We start from the raw sequence: 10,984 nt of genomic DNA on the forward strand, positions 1-10,984 counted from the left end.
TCATTGTCCTTTTTGACGTTTGGGGCTTATGAGAAAAACAGCGAACGCGCCAGCTGCGGGCTGATCGCGCTGCGATAGATAGCGATGATTTGCGGGTTGCTGGTGGCTGAGTCCAGGTCGAAGGCGCCGGCCATCCGCCGTTGCTCCTGCAGTTTCAAATGGGCGGCGGTGAAGGCGTCGGCCGGTGCATCGGGGCTGTTGTAATGGAAGTGCGCGTACCACAACGTCTTGCCGGTGCGCCGCTCGCGAATTTCGTACTCCTGCAGATAATCCCTGCGCGGGCCTTTGAGGCGACGCCGGGCACCGCCAGACACAATGTCGATCTCATCCTTGTGCAATAACCATTCGACCCGGGCGGCAGTTGGCGGTTGTTGCTTGGTCATCTCGACCCGTATCCGGTAGCCCTCGGCGTACAGGCGTTCACCCGCCTGGTTCAATTGGGCGATCAGGGCTGGCGGCTCCTCGGTGCTGTTCGCCCGCAGCCGGGCCTGTTCAAGGCTTTTCGCGCTTTCGTCGAGCTGTTCGGCCTTGCGCTGGAACTGCTCTTCGATCTCGACCGGAATCCGACCAGGTTTTTTGGCATGGGCTTCGGTTTGCCGGATGAAGCTTTCTACGCCATCGAGCAGCGCCTGGCCCTGGCTGATCTGGGTGGCGAGATCCGCTACCGGAGCAGGCGGGCGGCGCCGTCCGGGCTGAATGCGTTCGACCCAGACACCGGGCGTTTTCTCGTGAAAAGTGGCGATGACGTTCCCGGTCATGGGCGCTTTCACGTCCAGCAGGACTGGTTGCCCGGGCGCCGAGGAACGCAACTCGCCGACCACTGTGCCCTTGAAGCGGGTTTTGATAATCCTTTTACGTGAGGCTGGCGCTGGCCTTGAAGGACCGGGCCGAGGCTCCACCGGCCGGTGTTCGAGGAGCAATTGCGCCAGGTGCTCTTCGGTCTGGTGCTGAAACTCGTTGATTCGTTTACGCGTGTGGCTGAAGGGCTCGTCGAGCAACACATCCTTGTGGTTGAGGGCGAAATCCTCGAACGACTGATCGATGGCGACGAACTGTTCGAGCATGCCGTTGAGGCCTTCGATCCGCTCGTTGGCCCCCAGGCTGGTCTGGTCGAGCAGCAGTTCCTGGGAGGTCTGAATAACCAGGTTGGTTGTGTCGAGCAGGCGTACCAGATCGCCTTGCGCCTGAGTCAGCGCTGGCGAAGCCTGATCTTTCAGGCAGATGTCGCGAGCCAGCGACACCTGAAGTGCCTTGAGATCATTGAGACTGAACACAGGCAGCTTTGCGCGATAGGTATTGGCGACTTCAGCGGCACGTTTGCCCAGTCGGCTCAACTCCTGAAAACGTGACTGGGCAAACTCGATCTTGCTGATCATGTCCTCGGTCAAATCGTACATTCTGCGGTAGGTGACGGGGTCACCGGTGCCTGCAGCCGTTTCCTCGGCCTCGAGCAGCACCAGGGTTTCCTTGAGGGTTCTGGCGAAGAGGGGGTCACGTTGAGTGAGCCATGTCTGGTTGAAGAACAACTGGGTACCGAGCATCTCGGTCATGGCGGTGCGGAAATGGGGTACGGTCTCAAGCAGGTTCAGCGATTTCAGCTGGTCGATGGGCGCCGCGTATTCCTCGGTGCGGCGTTCAAGTGCTGCAAGAAACGTGGTCTGCTGCGCCACCAGAGTGTCATCGCTGGCCGTGGTCATGGCGGTGTGGGCGGCTGTCAGCTCTGCGCGGGCCTGCTCGCGCGTGTTATCGAACTCGGTCAGTTGTTTCTTGAGTTCGGCGATGCGTTCATTGTTTTCCCGTCTTTTGGCCTTGCGCCGACTCGACAGACCACCGCCGCGCAGACGCAGGCGAGTGTCGACGAACCACTCGCCCCGTCGATTGCGGATCAACCCGGGGCCCTGATGTCCGGGCTGTCGCTGCGAATTGATGATCGAGACCTCACCGGTGTCGGCGACCGCCACTTCGAACCAGCGCTCACCCACGGGTGCGTAGTACCCGTTGGCATGCCGATAGAGGTGACGATAAAGGCCGGCGTCGCTGCCGGTCGGGGTGAGCGCTTCGGGGCGCGTAACGGCAAACCGATCCAGGGTTTGGGTCAGGCTCAGGGCGGTGTCGGTCATCAGCGAAGTCTGGTGTTGCGCCGGATACTCACCGATCACATCAGGGCGTTGCACGATGCTTACCGGCGTTGGTGGTGCCGGCTCCCTGGGCTCGGTTTCGACGGTCACCGGCTTCTTTTCAGTGATGTCCCGAGGCGTCGCGTTACGGGTGCTGGCGTGATGGGCGAGCACCATGGCCAGGGTCAGCAACAGATCGGTCATCGCGGTTTTCTGCTGCCCGGTGTCGCCTGTGGCAGCGGCATCGAAGGTTTGTTGCAGATCGTCCAGCACTTGCCAGATCCAGGCGGCCGTACCGACGGTTCGACCGAAAAACGGCAGTGCGGCGCTGAGGATCATCCAGCCCGCATGCTTGAAGCTCTCCCAGCGACTTTCGCTATTGGACACCGATTGCCGATTCGCCAGTTCGACCATTGCACTGACGTTGGCCTTGAACAGAAAAGCCAGGTAATTGGTAGCGATGACTGCTGTTCCCAAGGTCAGCGTGCCGCTCATCTGCAAGGAAGTCAGTGGATCGGCGAGCAGTTGTGAGAGCGACCATACCGAGGGTCGATCATCGCTGAATACGTAATTGGCATAGTTGGCGCGCGCACTGTCCGGCAACCAGGCGAGGACCGCCTGACGCAATGTCGGTGAATGCTTGATGGCGTACACCAGGTTGGCCGGCGACGGGTACTGGAGCAAGGCATGATCGGACAGCGGCCGGTAGAGCAGGCAGGGGCCCTTGTCCATCTGTCGGGGGCCGATCACGAACATGTTGGCCACTTCATCGGTGGTTGTCCCCGGGCGCCACGCGGGATTGAAGGCCAGCGGCCGAATGACGATCTCCTGACCGTCCACCCGGCGATTGTCATCCAGCAATTGAACCACGGCCGCGACATAGCGATAGCCTGCCTCGTCGACCCCGCCCTGCGCGCGAATCTTCTGCTGCAACGCCAGTAACGGCAATTCGACACGCAGCCGGCTGGTGAACAGGTTCTGCCTTCGCAGGCTTTCCAGCGGGTCATCGCGCAGTTTTTGCCTGATCAGCGCAGGATAGGTCTGGCCGATATCGACACTGACGATCAACCTCTCCAGATAATCAGCCGTCATCCATGCCGGCACCGCAGTGCTGCCGATACTGCTCACGGTCTTGTTGCCCAGCGGCAAGGCAATCAGGTTCTGCAACGCCAGATCGACCAGGCTGAAGGTGCTGCGTTCGGGCTCCAGCAACGGTGTGAAACTGCCCCACACCACCACGCTGTCGACCACGATGCGAATCTCGGCCAGATTCAGTTCAGTGGCTTCGGGATGCTCCTTGAGCAGGGCCGCCTGCAGTTGCTCCAGCGCGAACTCGCGAATCGGTTTGATGCCGTCGTCAAAGGACTGCTCGGCGTTCTGACTTTGCACCTGCGCCAGATCCATCAGATGACGGCTGTAGGCAGTCAGGTCGCTGGGCGAGGCGTCGACCATCCACTCTGGCAACGCTTGCTCGACCAGGTTGAAGCGTGAAGACGACTGCTTGTCCGTGGGATCGAGTTCGTTGGTGGCGCGGCTGACGTGGGGCGTCAGGTTGGTTGTCGCCGGTTCGTTTGCCAGCTCGCCAATCGCGTCGGCCTGCAGGGCGATCAGATTGCACGCCAGATGATCGAAGTAGTCACCGTCAGGTTCGATCAGCCGCCATTGCAGGGTTGCAGGCGGCGGTCCGTCCGTCTGGGTCTGCAGTGAGGCACCCAGTTCCTGCAGGGTATCGAAGGCCTGGAAACCACGAGTGATGGTGTGGGTGAGAATCAGCGTGCGGCTGCCGAGCGTGCCGATCAGTACGGCCATATCGAGGACGTGCAGGTGAGTGGAAGTGCCATCGCGCGTGGTGTCCAGATCGATCAGGCAGGCGCGGGACTGATAGCGATCATCGGTACTGCGGGCAGTTTTTTGCGGATGGTCGAAAAGACTCCGGGCCATGGCGCGCTGGTCGTCGTCCCACGCCGGGTTCGTCCCGACGTTCCACAGTTCGCGCAGGGACCTGGACAATCCCTGCCAGCGCGGGGCGGAGGCGCGGGTGAACTGGTTCCAGTAATCGACCTGTTGTTCCTCGAAGGCAACAAACAGCAGCGGCGCCAGTTCATTGAGCAGCCTGGCGATAGCCTCGATGTTGACGGGCAGTTGTACCGGTGTCTCGTGCGCAGGATGCAAGGTGAGGTAGTGCTCGCCATCCAGGTAGGTCACTGGCTTGTTGGCGACGCCATGACGCACCAGCGCATCGGTCAGCGATTCGAAGTGTCGCGGCCCGGGGACGACACGCTGGTCACGCAAGGTCCAGCCAGGTGTCACCACCATTGCCAGTCGCGGGTCGATCTGTAACTTGGGGTATAGCGTCTTCAGTGCCGGTTGCAGGGCGCGGGTGGCGACTTCCCTGATTGAGGGGCCGGCGATCAGTTGGGTGAGCAGGGCGTCTTGATCATCCGGCAGCTTGTGGTCGGCGGGAGAGTTGAGGGTTTCTGGCATGGTCACATCCTTGGTCAGAACAGCAGGCACCGCGAAAGTGGCGGCGGGCGATGCGTTGCAAGGTAGTGACGGGCCGAGCACCGAAGGTGGTAGATAGATATCGCAGGCAAAAAAAGACCCGCACGGCGGCGGGTCTTGTCGTCAGCGTCGGCTCAGGTACCGGACTTGATCTTGGTCCAGGCCCGGGTGCGTGCCCGCTCGGCATCCCGCGGCAGCGGTTGCAGGGTGTAAAGCGTGCCCATCGCCGCATCGGTCGGGTACAGGTTGGGGTTGTTGCGGATCGCCGGATCGACCAGTTGGGTGGCGTCCTTGTTCGGGTTCGGATACCCGACGAAGTCGCTGACCGGCGCGATCACCGCCGGTTGCAGCAGGTAGTTGATGAAGGTGTAGGCATCCTCGGTGTTCTTCGCGCCCTTGGGAATGGCGAGCATGTCGAACCAGATCGGTGCGCCTTCCTTGGGCAGGCGCATGTCGACCACTACACCGTTCTTCGCCTCTTTGGCGCGGTTGGCCGCTTGCGAGAAGCTGCCGGAATAACCGACCGCGACGCAGATGTCACCGTTGGCGATGTCGGCCATGTACTTGGACGAATGGAAGTAGGTCACGTACGGCCGGATCTTCATCAGCAGCGCTTCGGCCTTGGCATAGTCCGCCGGATTTTTGCTGTTGGGGTCCAGACCCAGGTGTTGCAGGGCCAGCGGCAGAATCTCCGACGGCGAGTCGAGCAGGGCAACGCCGCACTGCTTGAGCTTGCTGAGGTTGTCCTCCTTGAAGATCAGGTCCCAGCTGTCCACCGGCGCGTTATCCCCCAGCGCGGCTTTGACCTTGGCCGGATTGAAGCCGATCAGGATCGTGCCGTACATGTACGGCACGGCAAATTTGTTGCCCGGGTCGTTGGCTTCGATCAGCTTCATCAGTTTCGGATCGAGGTGATTCCAGTTCGGCAGCTTGCTGCGATCCAGCGGCTGGAACACCCCGGCCTCGATCTGCTTGGCGAGGAACACGTTTGACGGCACCACCACGTCATAGCCGGAGTTGCCGGTCAGCAGTTTGGCTTCCAGCGCTTCATTGGTGTCGAAGATGTCGTAGACCAGTCTGGTCTGGGTGTTCTGTGCCTTGAAATCTTCCAGCGCCTTGGGCGTGATGTAGTCGAACCAGTTGTAGACGCGCAGGGTACGTTCTTCGGCGTGGGCGCCGACGCTGAGCAGCGCGGCGCACAGGGCTGGCGCAATGCAGTGCTTGAGTCGGTTCATTGTTCAAAACCTTCCAGCACGTTCACCGCGTTGATGCCGATTTCTTCCACCGCGTAACCCCCTTCCATGACGAACAGGGTTGGTTTGCCGAGGGCGGCGATGCGTTTGCCCATGGCCAGGTAATCCGGGCTGTCGAGCTTGAACTGCGAGATCGGATCGTCCTTGAAGGTGTCGACGCCCAGCGACACGACGATGACGTCGGCGCCATAGCTGTCGATCTCGTTGCAGGCCTGTTCCAGTGCCGCGCTCCACACATCCCAGCCGGAGCCGGCCGCTAGCGGATAGTTGAAGTTGAAGCCTTCACCGGCGCCTCCGCCACGTTCATCTTCGTAGCCGAGGAAGAATGGAAACTCGGCTTCCGGGTGGCCGTGGATCGAGGTGAACAGCACGTCGCTGCGCTCATAGAAAATCGACTGGGTGCCGTTGCCGTGGTGATAGTCGACGTCGAGGATCGCGACCTTCTTGTGGCCGGCATCGATGAATGCCTGAGCGGCAATGGCGGCGTTGTTCAGGTAGCAATAACCGCCCATCAAGTCGCTGGCGGCGTGGTGTCCCGGTGGTCGGCACAGGGCGAAGGCACTGTGTGCACCGCGCTGGATTTCCGCCTGGGCAGTCAGCGCCACTTGCGCTGCACTGTAGGCTGCTTGCCAGGTGCCGGCGGTGATCGGCGCGCCGCCGTCGAAGCTGTAGTAGCCGAGCTGGCCGTGCAGGCTGGTCGGTTTGATCTGCCGCAGAGTGCGGGCGGGCCAGGTGTAGGGCAGCAAGTCGCCGTCGGTGTTGAATTCGGTCCAGCGTGCCCACGCACCTTTGAAGAAGTCGAGGTAATCGCGGCTGTGGATGCGCGCGATCGGTTCGAGGCCAAAATCCGTTGGCGCTTCTACCGGGCCGAGGTTCTGGTGTTGTACCCGTTGCAGCACGTGGTCGGCGCGCGACGGCATTTCGAAACACGGCTTGAGCTGGCCGTCGATGAGTTCGCAGCGGCCGTGGTGCAGGTGGTGATCGTCCGAGTAGATCGTCAGCATTTGTTGTTCTCCGCAGGGGGCTGATTCGGTTGCCCCCAGTGTTGCGGCGCGCGGCGAATCGGAGAACGGCAGGAAAGGCCAAAAGGGGATCGATATGGCCAAAAACTCTGACCGCAATTCGCCCCTCTTTTCAGTACAGCCTTGCTTAGATTCAGGCATGAAATGCGTCCCGGTGGGGGCGGGCTTGCTCGCGAATACGGTATGTCAGATAAATTGATCGCGATTGACACTGCGCATTCGCGAGCAAGCCCGCTCCCACATTGGAACATCAATGAGGGCGAAACTGGCTCGGCGCGACACCGCTCCAGCGCACGAACGCATGGCGGAAACTCGCGGTCTCGCTGAAACCCAGGGTCTCGGCGATGCGGTAGATCGGCAGTTGATCCTCACACAGCATCTGCTTGGCGCGCTCGAAGCGCAGTTCGTCGAGCAGTTCCTGATAACTGCTGCCCATGTCCTTGAGATGCCGGCGCAAGGTGCGCGGCGAGCACTTCATTTGCTGGGCCAGCCCCTCCAGCCCCGGTGCTGCATTGAGCTGGGCACTGAGCAACTGGCGAATCCGCCCCAGCCACGCCTGCCGCCCGGTGAACTCGATGTTCTGTTTGCGGCAGCGGTCGGCCATGGCCTGGTGGGTGATGCTGTCGGCCAATGGCAGCGGCTGATCGAGCCAGCGCCGGTCAAAGGCGAAAGCATTGTCCTTGGCGCCGAAGTGCAGCGGGCTGTTGAAGTGCTCAGCGTAGCTGTCGCGGTAATCCGGTGCGGCATGTTCAAAGCGTGTCGCCAGTAGCGGCAGCGGATGCCCAAGCAAATCGTCGCAGATGACCTTCAATGACACCAGGCAGAACTCCGCGTTGAACACCGCCATCGACGGGCTCTCGCGGTAATCGGCGGCGACGAACCAGACCCGCTCGCCGTCGTCTTCCAGGCTCAGTTCGAAAAGTGTTCCCAGCAGCGCCGGATAGCGAATCGCCAGGCGCAAAGCGTCACCTAAGGTGGCACTGGTGAGCAGGGCGTAACCGAGGATGCCGTAGCAGGAAACGTGCATCCGTCGGCCCAGTTCCAGGCCGATGTCATGCTTGAGCGCGACCGCATTGGCGCAGACCTGCATTTCCTGATTGGTGGTGATGCGCGTGTCGGCACGGGCCAGATCCGCCGCACTGATGCCGCTGCCGGCCAGCAGCGCGTCGCTCGACAGGCCTTCGGCCTTGAAGGTGTTGAGCACCAGTGAGACGGCGTTGAGCGTGGTGAGGTGGGAGTGGAGCATAAGATCTTCCAGCCTTGGAGGTACTGGAAACGGCAGCAAGTTATATGCCGGGTGAAGATCAAACGGTGTGAGGGCTGTTGTGGCGAGGGAGCTTGCTCCCGCTGGGGCGCGTAGCGGCCCCAAAACACTGCGACTGCTGCGCAGTCGAGCGGGAGCAAGCTCCCTCGCCACAAGGGCTCACTCCTGCAAGGGTTCGGGTGGTGTCAGATCAGTTCGCCACACAGGTCGAGTTCGATCAGACGCCGCACTTCGGCGTTGTCCAGACCCGCACCGAGCAAGCCGTGCAGCTTGCCGAACGCCGCTTCTCGGGTCATGCCGCCACCGGACAACACGCCAACGCCGCGCAAACGGCTGCCGGCTTCATACACATCCAGCTCGACCCCGCCTTCATGGCACTGCGTGACCGCAACCACCACCACACCGTTGTCCCGTGCGCGGCCGAGGCTGGCAAGGAACTCGGGATTGTCGCTCGGTCCGGTGCCGCTGCCGTAGCACTCCAGCACCAGACCTTTGATACCGCTGGCCAGCAGGCCATCAACCACCTCGGCGCCGATGCCGGGGAACAGTGGCAGCACAGCAACCTTGGCCAGTTGTTTCGGCTGGTTGTAGTTCAGTGCGGCCGGAATCGACGGCGCTTTCACCCCGCCGCCCTGACGCTCCAGGCGCTTGAACGGATGCCGGCCGAAGCTGCGCACTTTCGCGCAACGGGTCGGCGCCAGCAGCTCGCCATGGAAATACAGGTGCACGCCCGGCGCCAGACCCTGACCCAGAGCAACGAGCGCGCCACCGAGGTTTTCCCAGGCATCGCTGTCGGTGACGCCGGCCGGCAGCATCGAGCCGGTGAAACACACCCGGGCATGCAGGCCGAGCAACTGGAAACTCATCGCCGCAGCGCTGTAGGCCAGGGTGTCGGTGCCATGCAGGATCAGCACGCTGTCGCAGCCTTGCACGTCCACCGCATCGACCACCGCTTCGCGCAGTTGCTGCCAGTAGGCCGGGGTCATGTTGGCGCTGTCGATCAGCGGCGACATTTCCCGGAAGCGCCACTGCGGCACAACGAGTTCAGGCTGGCTGTGCAGGTAGTCGCGCATCCGCGCTTCGAAACCGGACGCCGGGGCCAGACCGTTGGCACTGGCCTGCATGCCGATGGTGCCACCGGTGTAGAGCACCATGACGTTTTGGGCGGCGGGAAAGGAATTGGCAATCATCTGAGGGTCTCCACAAGAGATGACATTGTAGGAGTGAGCCTGCTCGCGATAGCGGTTCATCATTCAACATTGATGTTGGCTGAAAGACAGCTATCGCGAGCAGGCTCGCTCCTACAAGTTATTGCATCACAATAACTGACGGGCGCAGGGGATGCGCCCGTCATTCACCTGTCAGCGTTGCGCTGCAGGCACGCCTTGCGGCTCGGCTGCGGTCTTGTCGGCAGCTGGCGCCTCGGTCGGCCAGGCCTTCAGGTCCAGATCCAGATCGGCAAATTTGCTGGAGTCGAACACCGGCTGCTTGATGCCCGCACGGCGCTGTTCGTCGTAGTCGCGCATCACGCGCATGCCGACCTTGAACAGCATGGCCAGGGCCATCAGGTTGACGAAGGCCAGGCAGGTCATGGTGATGTCGGCGAAGGCGAACACGGTCGACAGATCCTGCATCGAACCCCATACCACCAGCGCCAGGACCAGACCGCGGAAAACCATCAGCAAGGCGCGGTTGCGGCTGAGGAACTGCAGGCTGTTTTCGCCCAGGTAGTAGTTGTAGAGGATGCAGGTGAAGACGAACAGCGACAGCGCGACGCTGACGAAGATGCGGCCCCAGTCACCGACCACGGCGGCCAGCGAGTTCTGGGTCAGGACGATGCCGTCACCTTCGAAGCCCGGGGTGTAGAAGCCCGACAACAGGATCAGCAGCGCGGTGCAGGTGCAGATCACGAAGGTGTCGAGGAACACGCTGAAGGCCTGAACCACGCCCTGGGCGCCCGGGTGTTTCACCGAGGCCACGGCGGCGACGTTCGGCGCACTGCCCAGGCCCGCTTCGTTGGCGAACACGCCACGCTTCACGCCCATGACGATGGCGCTGCCGAGCAGGCCGCCGAAGGCCGGGTCGAGACCGAAGGCGCTCTTGAAGATGGTTTCCAGCATCGCTGGCACGTGTTCGATCTGGGTGCCGATCACGTACAGGGTCACGCCGATGTACGCCAGGGTCTTGACCGGTACCAGCAGATCGGACACTGCAGCGATGCGCTTGATGCCGCCGATGAAGGTGATGGCCAGCAGCACCGCCAGGACGATCCCGGTGTGGCTTGGGTCGAAGGCGAAGGCGTTCTGCAGCGAGTGGGTCACGGTGTAGGACTGCAGGCCGATGAAGGCGAAGCCGTAGGTGACCAGCAGCAGGACCGAGAACACCACTGCCATGCCTTTCAACTTCAGGCCGTGCTGGATGTAGTAGGCCGGGCCGCCACGGTACAGACCGTCGCCATCGGCGCGCTTGTAGACCTGCGCCAGGGTGCATTCGAAGAAGCTGCTGGACATGCCGACCAGTGCGGTCACCCACATCCAGAACACCGCACCCGGACCACCGAGGGTCACGGCGATGCCGACACCGGCGATGTTGCCTGCACCGACGCGGCCGGCAAGGCTGAGCATCAGGGCCTGGAACGAGCTGAGTTGCCCGCCGCTGCTTTTCAGGCTGTCGCGGAACACCGCGAACATGTGGAAGAAGTGCCGCAATTGAACGAAACGCGAGCGAATCGTGAAGTAGCTACCGAGCCCGACAATGAGCACGATCAGTACTTTCCCTGAGAGGAAGTCGTTGATGACTTCGAGCATGGATTTTTCCTCGCTGTTT

At 61.9% G+C, this 10,984-nt stretch carries 6 protein-coding genes; all 6 read right to left on the bottom strand.

Translation table 11 applies throughout. The features are described 5' to 3' along the window. Positions 1 to 26: 26 nt before the first annotated feature. The 6 genes from AC3WMV_RS12130 to AC3WMV_RS12155 all read right to left on the bottom strand — a co-directional run bounded on the left by AC3WMV_RS12130 (position 27) and on the right by AC3WMV_RS12155 (position 10,965). Positions 27 to 4,601 carry a hypothetical protein gene (locus AC3WMV_RS12130; protein WP_103368512.1) on the bottom strand — a complete coding sequence of 1,525 codons (4,575 nt, stop codon included), beginning with the start codon at positions 4,599 to 4,601 and terminating at the stop codon, positions 27 to 29. Positions 4,602 to 4,753: 152 nt separating this feature from the next. Beyond that, the gene (locus AC3WMV_RS12135) at positions 4,754 to 5,854 is read right to left on the bottom strand and encodes a polyamine ABC transporter substrate-binding protein (RefSeq protein WP_103368513.1); all 1,101 of its coding nucleotides are present in this window, start codon (positions 5,852 to 5,854) and stop codon (positions 4,754 to 4,756) included. After that, the gene (locus AC3WMV_RS12140; RefSeq protein ID WP_103368514.1) at positions 5,851 to 6,876 is read right to left on the bottom strand and encodes a histone deacetylase family protein; all 1,026 of its coding nucleotides are present in this window, start codon (positions 6,874 to 6,876) and stop codon (positions 5,851 to 5,853) included. The genes AC3WMV_RS12135 and AC3WMV_RS12140 overlap by 4 nt, the downstream gene beginning before the upstream one ends. A gap of 268 nt (positions 6,877 to 7,144) precedes the next feature. Further along, positions 7,145 to 8,140 (bottom strand): AraC family transcriptional regulator, encoded by a 996-nt coding sequence (locus AC3WMV_RS12145; protein WP_103368515.1) that lies wholly within the window; start codon positions 8,138 to 8,140, stop codon positions 7,145 to 7,147. 203 nt (positions 8,141 to 8,343) lie between these two features. Then, positions 8,344 to 9,348 carry an asparaginase gene (locus tag AC3WMV_RS12150; RefSeq protein ID WP_103368516.1) on the bottom strand — a complete coding sequence of 335 codons (1,005 nt, stop codon included), beginning with the start codon at positions 9,346 to 9,348 and terminating at the stop codon, positions 8,344 to 8,346. A 171-nt stretch (positions 9,349 to 9,519) separates the two neighbouring features. Continuing rightward, the gene (locus AC3WMV_RS12155; protein ID WP_027610363.1) at positions 9,520 to 10,965 is read right to left on the bottom strand and encodes an alanine/glycine:cation symporter family protein; all 1,446 of its coding nucleotides are present in this window, start codon (positions 10,963 to 10,965) and stop codon (positions 9,520 to 9,522) included. Between the last annotated feature and the right edge of the window lie 19 nt (positions 10,966 to 10,984).

Source organism: Pseudomonas sp. FW305-3-2-15-E-TSA4, from assembly GCF_058787295.1.